The following is a 20,279-nucleotide window of genomic DNA, read 5'->3' as shown; positions in this document are numbered from 1 at the left end:
CGGCGCGCGGGCGATGGGGGGGGGGGCGGCGCGCCCGCGGGGGGGGGGGGGGGGGCCCCCCCCCGGGGCCGGACGATCGGGTGGCGTCCTCGGATCAGGACGCGCCGCAGGTCAGGACGGCAGCGTCCACTGCTGGTTGGCGGCGCCCGCGCAGGTCCAGATCTGCAGCCGGGTGCCGTTGGCCGAGCTGGGGCCCGTGGCGTCCAGGCACTTGCCGGACTGCGGGTTCACCAGCGTGTTGCCGGTGCCCTTCTGCCAGACCTGGGAGCCGGTGCCGTTGCAGTCGTAGAGCTGCACCTGGGTGCCGTTGGCGGTGCCGGCGGCCGCGACGTCCATGCACTTGCCGAGCGCCTGGAGTGCGCCGCCCGAGGCGACGGTCCAGTTCTGCGCGGTGGTGCCGTTGCAGTCGTAGAGCTGGACCGCGGCTCCGTTGGCACTGCTCGCCGACGCGACGTCGACGCACTTGCTGGCGTATCCGGAGTGGATCGGCCCGGTGCCGCCGGCCGGCGGCGGGGTGGTGCCGCCGCCCCCGCCGGTGACGGCGTTGAAGATGCTGGAGAACTGCCAGGCGGACTGCGAGGTGCCGCTGCAGCCGCTCTGCGCGGAGCCGCCGTTGGTGGCGCACGCCTTGTCACGGCCGAGCGCCCAGAAGGACAGCTCCTGGATGCCGTTGGACTTGGCGAAGTTCTCCAGGTCCTGGGCGTCGGAGGTGGAGAAGACCTCGCTGGAGGTGTCGTTGACGCCGATCATCGGGGTGTTGCCCTCCATCGCCCACAGCTGCGCGGAGGTCTTGGTGTTCCAGATCTGGCCGAGCTGGGTGTGCAGGCCCTGTGCCGCGCTGATGGCGGCGTTGCCCATGTCCATGGCGGATCCGTAGTCCATCGTCATGATGTTGACGAGGTTGACGTTCAGGTTGTGGCTCTTGGCGTTGTTCAGCAGGCTGAGCGAGTTGGACTCCAGGCCGCTGGGGTCGACCGGCAGGGTGTACTGGACGTCCAGCCGCTTTCCCTGGGCGGCGTACTGCTGCTGGAGGTCGGCGAGCGCGGTGTTGCGGCGGTCGTTGGCGGCGGTGTTGTTCAGCGCCGACCCTTCGATGTCGAAGTCGACCCGGGTCAGGTTGAGCCCGTCGATGACCCGCTTGTACTGCGTCTCCAGGGCGGAGACCGACGTACAGGCGATGGCCTCCTCGGTGCCCGAGGCGCCGCCGAAGGACGCGATGACGTCGCCGCCGCCGGACCGCAGGCTGTTGATGGCGGAGGTCCAGCTCGCGTCGGTGATGGAGGTGTCGCCGTTGAAGGTGGCGTTGCAGCCGCCGCCGTCGATGACGAAGGCGAGGGTGAAGTACTTGACGCCGGTGGCGTTCTTGGCGTTGGTCAGCGCCGACGGCGAGTTCCAGACCTCGGCGTAGGGCGCGGCGTACTGCGCGGGGAAGCCCGGTCCTGGGTTGGCAGCGGCGTGCGCGGGGGCGCCGGTGGCGAGCAGCAGGCCGGCTGCCAGAGCGGGGACTGCGGTGAGGGCGCCGAGTGTCTTGAACTCGATGCGCGGTCGTGGCATGGGGGGAGGCCTTCCGTAGCGGACAGCCCGGTCCGTCGATTCAGATGAATGAACGGCGGACGCCGACCTGACTGTCGGCGCATCGGTGACCGTAGGACTAGACCAATGCCCCGTCAAGCCCCCGCGTTCAGCGACTGAATACAAAGTGCGTGCGGCACACGGCCCGTCAGGGCATGCGGAGGGGGGGGGGGGGGGGGGGGGGGGGGGGGGGGGGCGGCCGGGGGGGGGGGGGGGGGGGGGGGGGGGGGGGGGGGGGGGGGGGGGGGGGGGGGCGCCCCCCCCCCCCCCCCCCCCCCCCCCCCCCCCCCCCCCCCCCCCCCCCCCCCCGCGCCCCCCCCCCCCCCCCCCCCCCCCCCCCCCCCCCCCCCCCCCCCCTCTGGCCTGCGGCCCTAGTTGTTGACGTTGATGGTGAAGGTGGAGGTGGTGTTCTGGATGTCCACCGCGTTGTCGCTCTCGTGCAGCCCGTTGATGGTCACCGAGCCGACCGCCGGGCCCTGTCCTGCCTCAGGCTGCGGGTTGGCCCACAGTCCGAAGCCCGACTTGGCGTCGAAGGCGTCTCCGCTCTTGTGGGCGCCGGTCACCGACAGGTTGGTGAAGACCGTGTCGCTGATCGGGTTGAGCGAGGTGCTTCCGTTCCACTTGGTCTGGAACATCACACCCGCGTACGTCGGATCGGTGATGTCGACGTTGTTGATCCGCAGCCCCTGGAGCTTGAACTCGGCGGAGAAGATCCACAGCGCGGGGAAGGCCTGCTGTCCCCAGAAGTGACCGCCGTCCCTGGCCAGCGAGATGTTGGAGAAGGTGGTCTGCGGTGTGGACTCGAACCCGAGCGCCGGGATGCCGCCGAAGGCGAGCGACCCGATGGTGATGCCCGGGTAGGTGAGGCTGTCGGCGATGTAGAGGTTGCTGAAGGTGTTGCCGCCGCCGCCGTAGACCGCGACGCCCGCCGCGCGCCAGACGTTCTTCACCGTGAGGTTCTGGAAGGTGTTGTTGACTTCCTGCTCATTGGTGTGGTCGATCGCCGGGAAGAGCGCGAAGCTGTCGTCGCCGGTGCTCCTGGCCTCGATGTTGCTGACCGTGTTGCCGCTGCTGCCGTTGGTCAGGTTGACGCCGTCGGCGAAGGTGTCGCGGATCCGCAGGTTGGTGATGGTCGAGTTGTCGACGTTGGTGCCCCAGACGCCGACGATGGTGTGCTCGATCCACACGTTGTCGATGGTCATGTTCGACACACCGGTCAGGTCCCACGGCTTGCCGGGGCCGTCGATGCGGCTGGTGTAGTTGCCGAAGATGCCGAAGCCGCTGAACTTGGTGCCGCTGGCGGACGCCAGGAAGCCGGAGTCGGTGTTCTCCTGCCCGGTCGGGGTGTAGAAGCGGCTGAACCACGGGCCGGCGCCGATCACGTTGATCGCGCGACCGTATACGTTGAACTTGCTGGAGGTCTGGTAGTCACCGGCGGGCAGGTAGACACCGAGCTTGGTGGTGTCCTGCCGTGCGGTGTCCAGCGCGTTCTGCACGTCCTGCTGGGTGAAGCCGGCCGGCACGACGTACTTGGTCGGGTCCGGGTTGGCGATCGCGGTCGCCTGCTCCAGGTCGATGGAGTCGATGTTGTAGTAGGCCGCGGAGTTGGCCGCGTCCTTCTGCAGCCGGATCTTGTGGCCGGCCGGGACGGTGGTCCCGAGCAGCACGTTGGCCTCGTCGTAGATGTGGCGCGGGGCGCCCGCGCCGGGCGAGTTGCCGGGGCTGGCCTCGTCGCCGTACAGCCACTCGTACTTCGAGGTGAGGGTGATGGTCTTCAGGAAGGTGCCGTCGACGTAGATGTCGAGCGTCGTCGAGTCGGTGCCGTCCGGGATGTTGAAGCGGGTCACCAGCGTGTTGGTGCTGTTCAGCGTGGTGATCTCCACCGAGGCACCGTTGGCGGCCAGGTGCACCGCCTTGCGGCCCGACGCCTCACCGGCGGGGTCGCCGATGGTGCGGTTCGGGCCGAGCACCGTCGCGCCGCCGGCCAGCACACCGGACTCGGCCTCGTAGGTGTCGTACGGCATGTTGGCGCCGCGGCCCACGAAGAGCGACTGGCTGCTGGTGTTGTTCGCCTGCTTGATCGACAGCTCGTTGGCGTCCGCGGCGATCACGGTCTTGACCGTGTACTTGCCGTTGACCGCGGTCCAGCTGCCCAGGCTGACCGGGCTGGTGGTGGCCCCGGCCGCGATGGCGCCGCTGTAGGAGCCGGTGAGCGTCTTGACGACGCTGCCGGTGGTGGCGTCCGCGACGGTCAGCGTGATGTTGTGCGCGCCGGACGCGGAGGCGATGGTGCCCTGGTTCTTGATCGCCACCGAGAAGGCGACGTTGTTGCCCGCCGACGGGTTGCCCGGCGACCAGGCCACCGGCGAGGCGACCAGGTCGGAGGTGTCGACCGGCTTGACCACCAGAGCGGTGGGGTTGGTGTAGGTGTTGTTGGTCTCGTTCTGCTCGACGACCGCGTTGGCCTCGTCGACCTTGGCGGTCAGCTGGTAGCTGCCCGCGTCCTTGGCGCCGATGTTCGCCGTCACGGTGCTGCTCGCGCCGGCGGCCAGTGCGCCGACGTTCGCGGTGCCGACCTTGACGGTGCCGAGGTAGAGGTTGACGCTGGTGGCCGGCGAGGCGTTGGTGCCGGCGTTCTTCACCGTCGCGCTGAGCGTGATCGGGTCGGTCTCCACCGGGGCGGCGGGCGACGCGGTCAGGCCGGTCACGGTGAGGTCCGGGTTCGGGCCGGGGACGCCGATGACCTGGAATTCAGCGACCTGGCCGCCACCGGCGCCCGAGTTGCTGCTGAAGACCAGCCGGACGTCGGCGATCCGCGAGGTGACCGGGATGGACACCGAGTTGCCGGAGGCCGGGTCGAAGCTGTAGCTCTTCGGCGCGACCAGCTGGGTGAAGCCGCTCGCGCTCTGCTCGCGGCCCTGGACCTCGATGGTCTGGGTGCGCGCGCCCCAGGCGCCGCTCGGGTTGAGCTTGACCACGACCGAGCTGGTGTCGACGTTCGAGCCCAGCGAGACGGTCAGCGAGCTGGTGCCGCTGCCCTCCCAGTACGTGGTCAGGTCGTCGTCGTTGGCGTTGGCCGCGACGAAGGTCTGCACCGTGGAGGTGGCGGTGATCGGCTTGCCAACCGCCTGGTTGGTGCCGCCGGTGGGCGGGGTGGTGCCGTTGCGGGTCACCGTGTTGCTGTTGCCCGACTCGTTGCCGGCCGCGTCGACCGCGCGGACGAAGTACGCCACGGTGGCGGTGGCCGGCTGGTTGTCGGTGTAGGTGAGGGTGCTGCCGTTGGTGGTGGCGATCTTGCTGCCGTTGGCGAACACCTCGTAGCCGGTGACGGCCGTGTTGTCGCTCGACGCGCTCCAGGTCAGCTTGATCTGGCCGGAGGCGGGCTGGGTGTAGGCCAGGTTGCCGGGCGCGGTGGGCGCCTGTGTGTCGCCGGAGGTGCCGGTACGGGTGACGGTGTTGCTGTTCGCCGACTGGTTGCCCGCGGCGTCCTTGGCCCGTACGTAGTACGCCACCGTCGCCGTGTCGGGCTGGCTGTCGGTGTAGGTGAGGACATTGCCGGCGACCGAGGTGCGCAGCTGGCCGTTGGCGTAGATGTCGTAGCCCGTGACGCCGACGTTGTCGGTCGCCGCGCTCCAGGTCAGCTTGACCTGGCCGGAGGCGGGCTGGGTGTAGGCCAGGTTCGCCGGCGCCGAGGGGGCGGTGACGTCACCGGTGGCGGGGCCGTAGACCTCGAACTCGGATATCTGGCCGGCCGGCCAGCCGGTGTTGCCGGTGATGTTCAGCCGGACGTACCGGGTGGTGGCGGTGTTGAAGGTGATGGTCACCGTGTTGCCGCTGGACGGGTTGAAGGAGTAACCCGTGGACGCGACCAGGTCGTTGAAGGTCGAGCCGTTGGTGCTGCCCTGGACGGCGAGCGTCTGGGTACGGGTCGCCCACGCGGTGGCGGGCGGGAGCTTCAGCACCACCTTGTTGACCGGCACCGCGGAGCCGAGGTCGACCCTGAGCCACTGCGGGAAGGCGTTGTTGGTGCTCTCCCAGTAGGTGTTGGCGTCGCCGTCGACCGCGTTGCCCGAGCCGTAGACGTCGGAGTGCCCGGACTCGGCGGTCGGCTTGCCGGCGGCCAGGTTGTCCGTGGCGGCAGCGGCGGCCTGCACGGTCAGCTCGGAGAGCTGCGCGGTCTTGCCCGCGGAGTTCGCCGACACGTCGGCGCGCAGGTAGTGCGCCTTGGTGGCCGGGAAGCTGATCGTGACCGTGTTGCCCTTGGCGGGGGTGAAGGTATAGGCCGCCGAGCCGACGACCGTGGAGAACAGCGTGCCGTCGTCACTGGCCTGCAGCGCCAGCGTCTCGGTGCGCGCGCTCCAGGAGGCGGGCACCTTGAGCTGCACCTTGTCGATCAGGGTGCTGCTGCCCAGGTTGACCTGCGCCCACTGGGGCAGGGCGCTGCCCGAACTCTCCCAGTAGGAGCTCTGGTCGCCGTCGTTGAGCCGGTCGGCGGTGTTCTTGCCGCTGGTGCTGCTGGCCGAGGCCGCCTTGCCGGCGGCGAGGTCCGGCACGGCCGCGGCCATGGCGGGCAGGGCGGAACCGCCCAGCACCAGCAGGCTGGTGGCGACCACCCCCGCCAGCAGCCGTGGAATCGAGCGCTTCGTTCTCATAACGTCCCTCTGTGTCGTGTGGGGAAGATCAGGGGAAGGGCGAGACGGACTATCCGAAACGTGCGGGATGAGCATATGAAGTTGCGCTCATCCCATGCAGATCCATCGCTGTTCTGCTCATTATTTGCGTACGTGTTGGCAGAGTGTTACAGACGCGCTACGGCGGCGTCTACGCCTCGGCAGGCAACGATTCATGCGCGCACAAGGAAAGCCGGCGCGCCGGGCCGCCCGGGCGGCCCGCACCGGGCCGGACCGGGCGGCCCGCACCGGGCCGGACCGGGGTCGCGCGGCGGCCCGCCGGGCCGGCCCCGCGGGCTACTTGAAGGCGCCGCGGACCACCCGGGAGGAGCGCCGGTAGACGCCGCTGTCGCTCAGCCGGCGCTTGATCATCTGCAGCCGGGGGTGCCGCTCACTGGCCTCGCTGCCGTACCGGTCCAGCTCCTCCACCAGCCGCTCGGAGCGCTTCTCCACCGCCAGCTCGTCCAGGATCCGGTCCACCTCGGCCAGCAGGGCGCCGTGCAGCTGCCACTGCCGGGGGTGCTCCTGCACCTTGAGCAGCAGCATGTCGGCGATCCGGTCCCGGCTCAGTGCGCTGTCGGTGAGCGCCTGCGCGAGCCGGTCCTCCGCGGTCTGCGCGTTGGCCGAAACCTGACTGGTGATCAGTACCGCGAAGCTCTCGATCGCATACGCGACATGATCGAACAGTATCTCCAGCTCGCCCGCCACGTCGTCGGGGAACAGCTCCTCGTCGGTGCGCTGCTTGGCGAGGTCGGTGAGCGTACGGGACATCACCCTGAGCACCACCGCGCAGATCTCCAGGGTGTCCAGACCGGTCCGCAGCACGATCCGGGAGAGCGCTCCCTCACGCACCCGCGGATTCCACCGCAGGCTGTCCTCGGCCTGCCGGAGCGAGGCGTCCACTTCGACAATGGCGTGGTCGACGCGGCGCGCCTCGTGCAAGCGGGAGGCGGCACGCTCGACCGGCAGGTGCCCGGCGACCTCGCCGCCCATGTCCCTGAAGAGCCCGCCCATCCGGCGGGCCAGTGACTCGATCGACCCGCCCGCGGACTGCACCCAGACCGGCGGGGCGAAGAGCAGATTGAACAGCAGCCCGACCGCGGCACCGATCAGCGTCTCGAAGATCCGGTCCCAGGCGGTGTTGGCGACCCGGGTCACCCCGAGCACCAGCATCGCGCTGATCGCCACCTCGATCACGAACTCGCCGGCCCGCACGAAGCGGCCGATCACCAGCGAGGTCAGGATCGTCAGGCCGAGACTCCACCAGCTCAGCCCCACCAGGGTGCTGAAACCGATGGCGATCAGCACCCCGGCGATCACCGCGTTGACCCGGTTGATACCGGTGGTGAGCGTGGAGTACAGCGTCACCTGGACCACCAGCAGCGCGGTGAGCGGTGCGGTCAGCGGCGCCGGCTGCGGGGTGAGCCACAGGGCGACCACATAGGAGAGGACGGCCGCCGCGGTGGACCGCAGAATCTGCGCGGCGGCGGGCTCCGCGGTCCAGCGGACGAGCTTGACCATGGGTTCTGGTACGTCAGGCATCCCATGGGCCTTCCCGCTCCTGGCGATCTCACTGGCCCGGCCAGCCTAGGGCCTGGCACCTCGATCTCCGCGGAGGAGGAAGCGGTGTCCGGCGCGCGCAAGCGCGCGACAACGGGAGCGGACGGCGCGTCAAGATCTTGCACTCAGCGAAATGCCGCATAACTCGTCTATGAGGGCAAGGAGTTCGCTGATCGTTCGGAGCTCGTCAGCAAGCTGCAGCGCGCCGAAACAGCCGTACCAATTTCGTTCACTTTCTTGACGCGTCAGCAACAGCGCCGTAATCATCACAGCAACCAGAGAGCGCTCTCACACGCACCCAGGAGACGCCGTGACCGGCAACCCCCCACATCTGTCCAGACGCTTCCCCCGCTCACTTGTCTTCGCGTTCGTCGCGGCCGTGCTCGCGGCGTTCGCCCTCGCGGTCACCCAGAGCCCGGCCAAGGCCGCGGGCACCCTGCTCTCGCAGGGCAGAACCGCCACCTCCTCCTCCACGGAGAACGCCGGGACCCCCGCCTCGGCCGCCGTCGACGGCAACACCGGCACCCGCTGGTCGAGCGCCGCCGCCGACCCGCAGTGGCTCCAGGTCGACCTCGGCGCCACCGACACCATCTCGTCGGTCACCCTCAACTGGGAGACCGCCTACGCCAAGGCCTTCAAGATCCAGACCTCGGCGGACGGCACCAACTGGACCGACATCTACTCCACCACGACCGCCACCGGCGGCAACCAGACGCTCACCGTAAACGGTTCCGGGCGCTATGTCCGGTTGTACGGAACGGTCCGCGCCACCCAGTACGGCTACTCGCTGTGGGAGTTCCAGGTCTACGGCAGCACGGGCGCCGGCAACTCCGCCTGCGGCACCGTCAACGCGGCGCTGAACAAGACCGCCACGGCCTCCTCCACCGAGAACGCCGGCACCCCGGCCTCCTCCGCGGTGGACGGAAACAACGGCACCCGCTGGTCCAGCGCCGCGGCCGACCCGCAGTGGCTCCAGGTCGACCTCGGCTCGTCGCAGAACATCTGCGGCGTCCAGCTCAGCTGGGAGAACGCCTACGCCAAGGCCTACCAGATCCAGGTCTCGGCCAACGGCACCGACTGGACCAACGCCTACTCCACCACCACGGGCCCCGGCGCCACCGAGCTGATCACGCTCACCGGCACCGGCCGCTACATCCGGGTCTACGGCACCCAGCGCGCCACCGCCTACGGCTACTCGCTGTGGGAGTTCCAGGTCTTCACCGGCGGCACCACCACCGGCGGCGGCACGGGCGGTACCACCACCCCGCCGCCCACCGGCGCGAAGCTGCTGTCGTACAACAAGCCCGCCACCGCCTCGACGTACCAGGACGCCAACAGCTGCACCGGCTGCACGCCGTCCAAGGCCTTCGACGAGGACCCGGCGACCCGCTGGGCGACCAGTGACTCCAACGGCTGGGTCGACCCGGGCTGGATCGCGGTGGACCTCGGCGCGACCGCGCACATCAGCCAGGTCGTCCTGCAGTGGGACCCGGCCTACGCGGTCGCCTACCAGATCCAGACGTCGGCCGACGGCACCAACTGGACCAGCATCTACTCCACCACCACGGGCAAGGGCTTCAAGGAGACCCTGAACGTGGACGGCAACGGGCGCTACGTGCGGATGTACGGCACCGCGCGCAGCAACGGCTACGGCTACTCGCTGTGGACCTTCGACGTCTACGGCACCGGCGGCAACCCCACCGCGCCGCCCGCCGCGCCGCCGAACCCGGGCAACCCCGAGCACCTGGTGTGGAGCGACGAGTTCAACGGCGCGGCCGGCACCAAGCCGGACACCGGCAAGTGGACCCAGGACACCGGCAACGGCCAGAACGGCGAGCTGGAGACCTACACCAACGGCGCCAACACCACCATGGACGGTGCCGGCAACCTGGTCATCGAGGCCAGGAAGGAGGCCAACGGCCAGTACACCTCGGGCCGGATCAACACCTCCGACCACTTCAACTTCACCTACGGACACGTCGAGGCGCGGATCAAGGTGTCCGGCACGCAGGGCCTGTGGCCCGCGTTCTGGATGCTGGGGTCCAACTTCAAGACCGGCACCCCGTGGCCGAACTCCGGCGAGATCGACATCATGGAGCACGTCGGCAAGGTCGCGGACTCGGTGTACTCCACGCTGCACGCCCCCGCATACAACGGCGGCAACGGCTACGGGTCCCCCTACACCCTGGCCGGCTCCGACTTCGCGTCGGACTTCCACACCTACGCCGTGGACTGGGACTCCACCCACATGACCTTCTCGGTGGACGGCCACGCCTTCTTCACCGCCGACAAGGCGACGGTGGAGGCCACCCGGGGTCCGTGGGTGTACGACCACCCGTTCTACATCATCCTCAACAACGCGGTGGGCGGTGACTGGCCCGGCGCTCCGGACGCCAGCACGGTCTTCCCGCAGCGCATGCTGATCGACTACGTGCGCGTCTCGCAGTAACGCACGATCGCCCGGATGCCCGGGTCCCACGCGGTACGGGACCCGGGCATCCACTCTTCCCCCCACCACCTCCGGCGGCGCCCCCGCCGCCGGGTGAGAGAGGCGACTTCCATGCTGCAAGCCTCCTATCGCACTCCCCCGCCCCTACGACGACGACGGCTGACCGCCGCCCAGTCGCGGCTCGCCGCTGTCATCGGCTTCGTCCTGGTCGTCGCGCTGGCCCTGGTCGGCACGCCCAGGATCGCCCGCGCCGCCGACCCGGTGCTGCTCTCGCAGGGCAAGCCGGCCACCGCCTCGTCCGCGGAGAACGCGGGCACCGCCGCCTCGGCGGCCGTCGACGGCAACACCGGCACCCGCTGGTCCAGCGCCTTCACCGACCCGCAGTGGCTCCAGGTCGACCTCGGCTCCTCGCAGCCGATCAGCAAGGTCGTGCTGAACTGGGAGGCCGCCTACGCCACGGCCTTCAAGATCCAGACCTCGGCGAACGGCACCAGCTGGACCGACGTCTACAGCACCACGACCGCCACCGGCGGCACCCAGACCCTGAACGTCACCGGCACCGGGCGCTACGTGCGGATGTACGGCACCGCGCGCGCCACCGCGTACGGCTACTCGCTGTGGGAGTTCCAGGTCTGGGGCGGTTCGGGCGGCACCCAGCCGACGGCCTGCGGCAACACCACCGCGGGCATCGGCAAGCCCGCCACCGCCTCCTCCACGGAGAACGCCGGCACCCCCGCCTCCGCGGCCTTCGACGGCGACCCCGGCACCCGCTGGTCCAGCGCCGCCGCCGACCCGCAGTGGGTGCAGGTGGACCTCGGCTCCTCGCAGCAGGTCTGCGGGGTGAGCCTGACCTGGGAGGCCGCCTACGCGACGGCGTACCAGATCCAGGTGTCGGACAACGGCAGCACGTGGAACACCGTCTACTCCACGACGGCGGGCCCCGGCGGCACCGAGACGCACTCCTTCACCGCGACCGGCCGCTACGTGCGGATGTACGGCACCGCGCGGGCCACCCAGTACGGCTACTCGCTGTGGGACTTCACCCTGCTCACCCCGGGCGACGCCACGACCCCGCCGGGCGGCGGCACCGGTGACTGCCCGTGGGTCGGCTCGACCGCCCCGGTGGCCACCCGGGTCGCCCAGCTGCTGGCGCAGATGACGCAGGCGCAGAAGATCCAGATGCTGCACGGCAACGGCGCCACCCAGCCGTACATCGGCGACATGTCGGCGATCCCGTCGCTGTGCATCCCGGCGATGGGCTTCCACGACGGCCCGAGCGGGGTCGGCGACGGCTTCGGCGGGGTCACCCAGCTGCCGTCCGCGGTGTCGTCCGCGGCGACCTGGGACACCGCTCTCCAGAAGAGCTACGGCACGGTCGCCGGCGCCGAATTCGCGGGCAAGGGCGCGGATGTGGCGCTCGGCCCGACGATGAACATCGTGCGTGACCCGCGCTGGGGCCGGGCCTTCGAGACTTACAGCGAGGACCCCTTCCTGGCCGGCCAGATGGCCACCGCGAGCATCCAGGGCCTCCAGAGCCAGGGCGTGATGGCCGAGGCCAAGCACGTGGCGGTCTACAACCAGGAGACCAACCGCAACGGGCCCCAGGACAACGCGATCATCGACCAGCGCACCTTGCAGGAGATCTACCTACCGGCCTTCCAGGCGGCGGTGGGCAAGGGCGCGTCGGCCTCGGTGATGTGCGCCTACTCCACCGTCAACGGGGTCTACGCGTGCCAGAACGCCAACCTGCTGAACAACGCGCTCTACCAGCAAGCCGGCTTCGGCGGCTTCGTCACCAGCGACTGGGGCGGCGCGCACTCCACGGTCGACTCGGCGAACAACGGCATGACCATCGAGATGCCGGGCGGCTACTTCTACGCCGACTTCCTGGCCCAGGCGCTCGCCAACGGCACCGTCAGCCAGGCGACGCTGAACACCATGGTCAGCCGGGTGCTCACGCAGATGTTCGCCTTCGGCCTGTTCGAGAAGCACAAGACCGGTGACCGCAACTCCGTGGTGACCACCCCGGCGCACCAGGCGACGGCCCGCCAGGTCGCCGAGCAGGGCAGCGTCCTGCTCAAGAACACCGGTGTGCTGCCGCTGTCCACGGCCACCACCCACTCCATCGCGGTGATCGGCCCCGACGGCGGCGCCGGCGTGCGCAGTGTCGGCGGCGGCAGTGCCACGGCGACGAGTTCGGGCACGGTCTCGCCGCTGACCGCGCTGCAGAACCGGATGGGCTCGGACAGCGCCGTCACCTACAACGACGGCACCGACATCAACGCGGCCGTGACCGCGGCCCGCAACGCCAATGTCGCGGTCGTCGCGGTCGGTTACGGCGAGAACGAGGGCACCGACCTGACCGGCATCGACCTGCCCGACACGCAGAACCAGCTGATCACGCAGGTGGCCGCGGCCAACCCGAACACCATCGTGGTGCTCAACACCGGCTCCGCGGTCACCATGCCGTGGCTCGGGCAGGTCAAGGGCGTGATCGAGGAGTGGTACGCGGGCCAGGAGGTCGGCAACTCCCTCGCCGCACTGCTGTTCGGCGACGTCAACCCGTCGGGCAAGCTGCCGGTCACCTTCCCCGCGTCCCTCAACGACGTGCCGGCGCACACCACGGCGCAGTGGCCGGGCAACGGCAATGTGCAGTACAGCGAGGGCCTCAAGGTCGGCTACCGCTGGTACGACGCGCAGAACATCACCCCGCTGTTCCCGTTCGGGTTCGGCCTGTCCTACACCACCTTCGGATTCTCCGGGCTCCAGGTGGGGGCGCTGGACGGCAGCGGCAATGCCACGGTGAGCGCGACCGTCACCAACACCGGCACCCGGGCGGGCGCCGAGATCGCCCAGCTCTACGTCGGCGACCCGGCCTCCACGGGCGAACCCGCCAAGCAGCTCAAGGGCTTCCAGCGGGTGGACCTGCAGCCGGGGGCGAGTGCGAAGGTGTCCTTCACCGTGACCGCGCACGACCTGGCCTACTGGAACACCGCCACGAGCAAGTGGACGACGGCGGCGGGCGGTTACCAGATCCTGGTCGGCGACTCGTCCCGGAACCTGCCGCTCGCCGGGACGCTGAACGTGGCGACCGCGATGAACGCGAACACCGTCGGCGCGGCGACCACCTCGGCGGCCTCGGTCACCGTGGCCAACCCACACGGCATGAGCAGCCCGGCGGGCACCCCGGCGCGGCTCGCGGTCACCGCGAAGGCGACGGGCGGCGCCGCCCCGGTCTTCACCGCGACCGGGCTGCCGGCCGGGCTGAGCATCGGCAAGGACGGAGTGATCTCGGGCACCCCGACGGCGAAGGGGACCAGCACGGTCAGTGTGACGGCCTCGGACGGGCAGGGCGCGGCCGACACCGCGGCCTTCGTCTGGACGGTCACCTGACAGGCCCGGCCTGAGGCCGTCCGGCCTCGGGCGCCAATGATTCTGCCTCCCCATGGGTGAAGACGACTCCCCACGGGGAGGCAGATGTACATGACAATGCAGTGGTGTCCGGGATCAGCGGCCGTACCAGACGGTGGTGATGTTGCAGAACTCGCGGATCCCGTGCGCGGACAGCTCGCGGCCGTAGCCGGAGCGCTTGACCCCGCCGAAGGGCAGCGCCGGGTGCGAGGCGGTCATGCCGTTGAAGAACACCCCGCCCGCCTCCAGGTCACGGACGAAGCGGCGCTGCTCGTCCTGGTCGGTGGTCCACACATTGGAACTCAGGCCGAAAGGCGTGTCGTTGGCCAGCGCGACGGCGGCGTCCAGGTCCGCCACCCGGTAGAGGGTGGCCACCGGGCCGAACGCCTCCTCGCGGTGGATGCGCATCCGCTCGGTGACCCCGGTGAGCACGGTCGGCTCGTAGTACCAGCCGGGCGGCAGCGCCTTGGGGCGGCGGGCCCCGCACAGCGCCTGCGCCCCCTTGGCGAGCGCGTCCTCGACCAGCTCCTCCAGGTCGGCCCTGCCCTGCTCGGTGGCCAGCGGGCCGACGTCGGTGGACGGTGTCGTCGGATCGCCGACCCGCAGGGCGCTCATCGCCCGGGTGAAGCGCTCGGCGAAGGCGTCGTGGATGTCGGTGTGGACGATGAAGCGCTTGGCGGCGATGCAGGACTGGCCGTTGTTCTGCACCCGGGCGGTGACGGCGGCCTCAACCGCGCGGTCCAGGTCGTCCGCGGCCGACGGCATCACCACGAAGGGGTCGCTGCCGCCGAGTTCCAGCACCGTCTTCTTGACCTCGTCGCCCGCGATCGCGGCCACCGCGCGGCCCGCGCCCTCGCTGCCGGTGAGGGTGGCGGCGGCCACCCGCGGGTCGCGCAGGACGTCCTCGATCGCGCCGGAGCCGACCAGCAGCGTCTGGAAGCAGCCCTCGGGGAAGCCGGCCCGGTGGAACAGCCCGCCGAGGTAGAGCGCGGTCTGCGGGACGTTGGAGGCGTGCTTGAGCAGCCCGACGTTCCCCGCCATCAGCGCGGGGGCGGCGAATCTGATCACCTGCCAGAGCGGGAAATTCCACGGCATCACCGCGAGCACCACCCCGAGCGGCCGGTAGCGGACGTACGCGCGCGTGGCGCCGCTGTCCTCGACGTCGGCGGCGGCCGGGTGCTCGTCGGCGAGCAGGTCCTCGGCGTGGGCGGCGTACCAGTGCATCGACTTGGCGCACTTGGCCGCCTCCGCGCGGGCCGCGGCCAGCGTCTTGCCCATCTCGGTGGTCATGACGCGGGCGATCTCGTCCCGCTCCTTGTCGAGCAGGTCGGCGGCGGCGTGCAGCAGCCGGGCCCTGGTGCCGAAGTCGGTCTCGCGCCAGCCGCGGAACGCGCGGTGCGCGGCGGTGATCCGCTGGTCGACCCCGTCCGCGTCGAGTGCGTCGAACGTGCGGACGGTCTCCCCGGTCGCGGGGTTCACGGTGGCGATCGGCATGCTGCTCCTCCTCGTGCCGCGGGCCGGCCGGGCGGGCGCGCGGGCCGGGCGCCCACGAGGCGCGGGTACCCGCGGCGGCCGGGTCCATGCGGCTGCGCCGCCATCCTGCCCCCGCCCCGGCGCCGGGCGGCGGTGCTGCGGCCGGGCGGCGGCGGACGGCACCCGCCCGGCGCAACCCGGCACCCCGTCGTTACACCGTCCGGGTGATTCATCGGCCGGCGGCGCGGGGACGGCGACCAGTTGACCTGGAGCGTTCATCCGCCCGTAACGTCCGTCACATCAGCCACAGCTTCTACGCGCGCAGAATCGATTCCCGCACCCCACCCACCGCCCCCCACATGGAGGTTGACGGATGCCTGGTCCACGTATGTCCCGCAGCAGGATCGCGCTCGGCGCGACCGCGGCACTGGGCGTGATCGCCCTGGCCGCGGCCGGTGTCGCCACCGGCAGCGCGCAGGCCGCACCGGCCGGCGCCGCGGCGCCGGCCGCGGCTGCGGCAGCGACTCATCGTGTGCTGTTCGACAACACCAAGGCCGAGACGGCCGGCAACGCCGACTGGATCATCAGCACCAGCCAGCCCGATCCGCTCGGCCAGGACTCCACACCGAACGCCGAGACCGACTGGACCGGCGCGCTGTCCTCGTGGGGCGTCGCCCTGCAGAAGGCCGGCGGCTACAGCCTCAACACGCTGCCGTCCGGACGGACCATCACCTACGGCAACAGCTCCAACGCGCAGGACCTGAGCAACTTCAACACCTTCGTGCTGACCGAGCCCAACGTGAAGCTCAGCGCCGCGGAGAAGACCGCCGTCATGACCTTCGTGAAGAACGGCGGCGGCCTATTCCTGATCTCGGACCACAACAACAGCGACCGCAACAACGACGGCTGCGACTCGCCGTGCGTGATCAACGACCTGCTGACCAGCAACGGGGTGGACAACACCGACCCGTTCGGCTTCTCGGTCGACCTGCTCGACATCAGCACCGACAACCCGCGGGCGATCAGCAGCTCCTCCGACCCGGTGCTGCACGGCCCGTTCGGCACGGTCACCGGCAGCATCCTGCGCGACGGCACCACGTTCACCCTCAAGCCGGCCGACAACCCGAACGTCAAGGGCCTGCTCTACCACACCGGTTCGTCGGGCAACAGCGGCGCCTTCTTCGTCACCAGCACCTTCGGCAGCGGCCGGGTGGCGATCTGGGGCGACAGCTCGCCCGCCGACGACGGCACCGGTCAGTCGGGCAACACCCTCTACGACGGCTGGAACGACCCGGCCGGCACCGACGCGGCGCTGGCGCTCAACGCCACCGCCTGGCTGTCCGGTTCCGGCAGCACCACACCGCCCACCACACCGCCGACCGGCGGCACCACCGGCGGTGGCGGCAGCTGCACCGGCGGCCAGCTGCTGGCCAACCCCGGCTTCGAGTCCGGCGCTTCCTCGTGGTCGGCGAGCAGCGGAGTGATCAACAACAGCAGCGGCGAGCCCGCGCACGCCGGCTCCTACAAGGCGTGGCTCGACGGCTACGGCACCGCGACCACCGACACGGTCTCCCAGTCGGTCACCATCCCGTCCGGCTGCTCGGCCCGGCTCTCCTTCTGGCTGCACATCGACACCGCGGAGACCGGCAGCACGGCGTACGACACCCTCAAGGTGCAGGTGCTGAACTCCTCAGGCACCGTCCTGAGCACCCCGGCGACGTACAGCAACGCCAACGCGGCGTCCGGCTGGACCCAGCGCACCTTCGACCTGAGCGCCTACGCCGGGCAGACGATCACGCTGAAATTCACCGGGACCGAAGGCTCCAAGCTCCAGACGTCGTTCGTCATCGACGACGTGGCGATCACCATCAGCTGACCGCCCGCACCTCCTGCCCGGCCGGCGGTCCCGCGCCGGCCGGCGGGAGGCCGTCAGCCGAGCAGGCTGCGCTGGCTCTCCGGGCCGAACTCGCACCACACGGCCTTGCCGTCGCCCCGCGGCTCGACACCCCAGTGGATGGCCAGCGCCTCGATCATCAGCAGCCCGCGGCCGGAGGTGGCGGCCTCGCCGGGGCTGCGGCGGCGCGGCCACACGCTGGAGCGGTCCTGCACGGTCAGCCGGACCCGGCGGACCGGTTCGGGCAGCACCTCAAGGGTCATCACGGCGCCGCCCTCGGTGTGCAGCAGCACATTCACCAGCAGTTCGCCCGCGGCGACTTCGAGATCGTCGGCCAGCTCGGCGAGCTGCCACGCCTCCAGCGCCTGGCGCAGCGCGAGGCGGGCGTCGGCCAGCCCCTCGGGGTCGGCCTGGTGGACGTAGGAGTGCATCCTGGGCGCCCGCGAGGTGCCAGGGTCGGGGTCGCGGCGCAGGATCAGCAAAGCCACGTCGTCCTGCGAACCCCAGCGCTCCCACAGGTTGTCCGCGAGGTGGTCGGCCAGCTCCTCGGCCTCGTCGGGGCCGTCCCGCACCGCCGCGGCCAGCGCCTCCATCCCGATGGTGATGTCCAGGTCGCGTTCCTCGACCAGCCCGTCCGTGCAGAACACCAGGGTCTCGCCGGGCACCAGATCGAGCCGGGTCTCGGGGAATTCGTGCAGGTCCAAGGCGGTGGCCAGGCCCAGCGGCAGGCCGCCGCGCACATGGGGCCAGCCGGTGCGGCCGTCGGTGTGCCGCACCAGCGGCCCGAGGTGGCCGGCCCTGGCCGCGCGCACCGAGCCGCCCGTCAGGTCGAGTTCGGCGTACGCGCAGGTCGCGAAGCGCTCGGTGTCCAGCTCCGCGAGGAAGCGGGAGGCCCTGGCCAGCACGGTCGACGGCGGGTGGCCCTCGGCCGCGTAGGCGCGCAGCGCGATCCGCAGCTGGCCCATGACGGCCGCGGCGTGGGTGTCGTGGCCCTGGACGTCGCCGACGACCAGGCCCACCCGGTTCTGCGGCAGCGCCACCACGTCGTACCAGTCGCCGCCGACCTCCCGGCCGCTGGACGCGGTGTGGTAGCGGACCGCGATGTCGGCGCCGTCGAAGCGCGGTACGTCCCGGGGCAGCATCGCGGCCTGCAGTCCGGTGGCGAACTCCCGCTCCCGGTCGAAGAGCATCGCCCGCTGCAGGGACTGCGCCACGATCGCGGCGAGCGCCGCGCACAGCTCGCGGTGGGTGTGGGTGAAGACGTCGCCGGAGCGGTAGAAGAGCGCCAGACCGCCGATGGAGCGGGCCTGGGCGACCAGCGGCAGGAAAGCGGCGGCGTTCAGCTCGTCCATGGCCGCGACATACGGCAGGGCCGCGGGAAACCGCTCTCCCAGCTCGGCGAAGGAGCTGACGAAACGCGGCCGCTGGGTCATCACGGCCTCGCCCAGCGGCAGCGCGCCGTCCAGGCGGCGCGGGGACAGCCCCGACATCCCGGCCACCGGCTCGCCGCTGACCCCGGCGATCCGCAGATTGCCGCCCTCCACCAGCCCGAGCGCCAGTCCGTCGGCGCCGAAGCGCTCAAGCCCGCCCGCGCCGGTCAGCACCGCGGTGACCTCCTCGACGGTCACCGCGCGGGACAGCGCCTCGGCGGTGAGCCGGACGATCGGGGCGAGGCTCTGCCGCTCCCCCGCCGGCCGGCTGACGCGCACGTCGGGGGTGTGGGTCAGCTCGTCGGTGGCGTCCCTGACGATGCCGACGATGCGGTAGGCGTTGCCCCGCTTGTCGCGCAGGATCGTGCCCTGGGTGTGCGACCACTGCTTGGCGCCGTCCCTGCGGGTCACCTGGAAGTAGCTGCCGTAGGTGCGGCGGCCGGCCTGGAGCGTTCTCCTGAGCGCGTAGTCCACCCGGGCGCCCTCCTCGGGCGGGACCCGCAGCACCAGCGACTCGGGCCGCCCGTCGAATTCGCCGGGCCGCAGGTCGAAGACCCGCAGGGCGGCCTCGTCGAGTTCGAGCACCCCCTGGTCGAGGTCCCAGTCGAAGCTGCCCATGCCGTTCATGGCCAGCCGCTCCCCCGGGCCGATCTCCGTCTCCGGAGGCCGTCCCAGGGCGAGGAGCGGCCCGACCCTGGGGTCGTAGCCGCTGCGGACCGACCGGTTACGCGCTGTCATGCACTCGCTCCGGGGGTCGGGCCTGCGGTCACCGGACCGCTTCCGCGCGGCGAATCGCGGGATGTGCTTCGGCAGGATTCATAGGCATTACTGCCAGTATGCCCCGTTCGGCGGCATATCCCGACCCGAGCGGCCCCGGGGCAGTCCCGGGGCAGGCGCAGGCGCAGCCCGTCAGGCGCAGGCCCTCACGCTCAGGCCGCGAGGCGCGGGCCGTCACACGCAGGCCGTCAGGCGCAGGCCGGACGGCGGCGGCGTACGACGGCCAGGCCCGTCACGCCGACCATCGCGCCGACGGCCACGACCTTGAGCGAGTCCGGGCCGGTCACGCCGCCGCCGAGTCCGGTCCGCAGCGTGCCGGGCATGGCGGCGGCCCGCTCCTCGACGGCCAGCGGCACGGTGCCCTGCCCGCCGTCGCAGCCGAAGGTGATGTCGTAGTGCGCGCCTGGCCTCGCGTACCGCCCTGCGGTGACCGTCGCGCTCTGCCCGGCGCCGCCGCCCGCGCCGAGGGCCACCGCGCCGAACAGGCCGGGCGCCGACGCGGTCGCGGGACCCGCGCAGCCGGTCGCACGCAGGGTGACGATCTCACCGGGAGTGACGGTGGCCGGGGTGGCGGTGAAGCCGGAGGGGTCGGCCGGGGCCGCCGCAGAAGCGGGCGCCGGGGCGGCCAGTGCCACCAGTGCCGCCAGTGCGGCCGGCACCGCCGGCCCGGCCAGGGCGAGGGCGGCTGCGAATATCCGGCCGGCGCGCATACCACTCTCCCGTGCCGGGGGCGGCCCTGTGACCGCTCCAACGGCTCGGCCGGCACTCTTCCGGTATCCCACTGCGCCGCCGGCCTTCCCGCCCGCCGGGGACGGCACGTCCGGCCGCTGCTCCTCGGCGGGCGCGCGCCCGACTCCCGCCGGGGCGGGCCGCGTTGGCCGCCGGGGTACGGACGGCGGCCGGCAGGTCCGTTCGGGTGGGAGCCGGGCGCCGCCCGGGCGCGCCGCATGGGTGCGCGGGACCGGGGTACGCGTGGGTGCGAACGGAACGCGATCTTCTTTGGAGGGTGCCATGTCCACCCCGTTTCCCGACCCCTACCCGCC

Annotated in this window: 9 protein-coding genes; 3 read left to right on the top strand and 6 right to left on the bottom strand. The window is 71.3% G+C overall.

The genetic code is table 11. From position 1 onward, the window contains the following. Positions 1-111: 111 nt before the first annotated feature. From V7E46_RS22835 to V7E46_RS22825, 3 genes are all read right to left on the bottom strand, one after another. A complete protein-coding gene (locus V7E46_RS22835; protein WP_333770165.1) occupies positions 112-1,554 on the bottom strand; it encodes a ricin-type beta-trefoil lectin domain protein in 1,443 nt (480 codons plus the stop codon). Between the two features lie 389 nt (positions 1,555-1,943). Beyond that, complete coding sequence (locus V7E46_RS22830) at positions 1,944-6,224, bottom strand: discoidin domain-containing protein (RefSeq protein ID WP_333770164.1); 4,281 nt, start codon at positions 6,222-6,224, stop codon at positions 1,944-1,946. 315 nt (positions 6,225-6,539) lie between these two features. Next, entirely contained in the window at positions 6,540-7,784 is a 1,245-nt protein-coding gene (locus tag V7E46_RS22825; protein ID WP_333770163.1) for an FUSC family protein, read from the bottom strand. 397 nt (positions 7,785-8,181) lie between these two features. Here V7E46_RS22825 and V7E46_RS22820 point away from each other — a divergent pair, with 397 nt between their 5' ends. Together V7E46_RS22820 and V7E46_RS22815 are read left to right on the top strand one after the other, a co-directional pair. After that, complete coding sequence (locus V7E46_RS22820; RefSeq protein WP_443054310.1) at positions 8,182-10,251, top strand: discoidin domain-containing protein; 2,070 nt, start codon at positions 8,182-8,184, stop codon at positions 10,249-10,251. 111 nt (positions 10,252-10,362) lie between these two features. Beyond that, a complete protein-coding gene (locus V7E46_RS22815; RefSeq protein WP_333770161.1) occupies positions 10,363-13,644 on the top strand; it encodes a glycoside hydrolase family 3 C-terminal domain-containing protein in 3,282 nt (1,093 codons plus the stop codon). A 114-nt stretch (positions 13,645-13,758) separates the two neighbouring features. Here the strand turns inward: V7E46_RS22815 and V7E46_RS22810 are convergent, their stop codons facing one another. Beyond that, positions 13,759-15,156, bottom strand: a complete 1,398-nt coding sequence (locus tag V7E46_RS22810) for an NADP-dependent succinic semialdehyde dehydrogenase (RefSeq protein WP_333770160.1) — start codon at positions 15,154-15,156, stop codon at positions 13,759-13,761. A gap of 352 nt (positions 15,157-15,508) precedes the next feature. Between V7E46_RS22810 and V7E46_RS22805 the strand changes: the two genes are divergently transcribed. Beyond that, entirely contained in the window at positions 15,509-17,011 is a 1,503-nt protein-coding gene (locus tag V7E46_RS22805) for a choice-of-anchor J domain-containing protein (RefSeq protein WP_333770159.1), read from the top strand. A 53-nt stretch (positions 17,012-17,064) separates the two neighbouring features. On the opposite strand, the gene V7E46_RS22800 is transcribed toward V7E46_RS22805, so the two are convergent. Together V7E46_RS22800 and V7E46_RS22795 are read right to left on the bottom strand one after the other, a co-directional pair. Continuing rightward, entirely contained in the window at positions 17,065-19,197 is a 2,133-nt protein-coding gene (locus V7E46_RS22800) for a SpoIIE family protein phosphatase (RefSeq protein ID WP_333770158.1), read from the bottom strand. 227 nt (positions 19,198-19,424) lie between these two features. Next, on the bottom strand, positions 19,425-19,946 hold the full coding sequence (locus V7E46_RS22795) for a hypothetical protein (protein ID WP_333770157.1): 522 nt from the start codon (positions 19,944-19,946) through the stop codon (positions 19,425-19,427). Positions 19,947-20,279 lie beyond the last annotated feature (333 nt).

This window comes from Streptomyces sp. IBSBF 2435, assembly GCF_036815005.1.
Classification (GTDB): domain Bacteria; phylum Actinomycetota; class Actinomycetes; order Streptomycetales; family Streptomycetaceae; genus Actinacidiphila.
The sequence above is the reverse complement of the archived record's forward strand: the minus strand, read 5'-3'. Positions and strand labels throughout refer to the sequence as shown.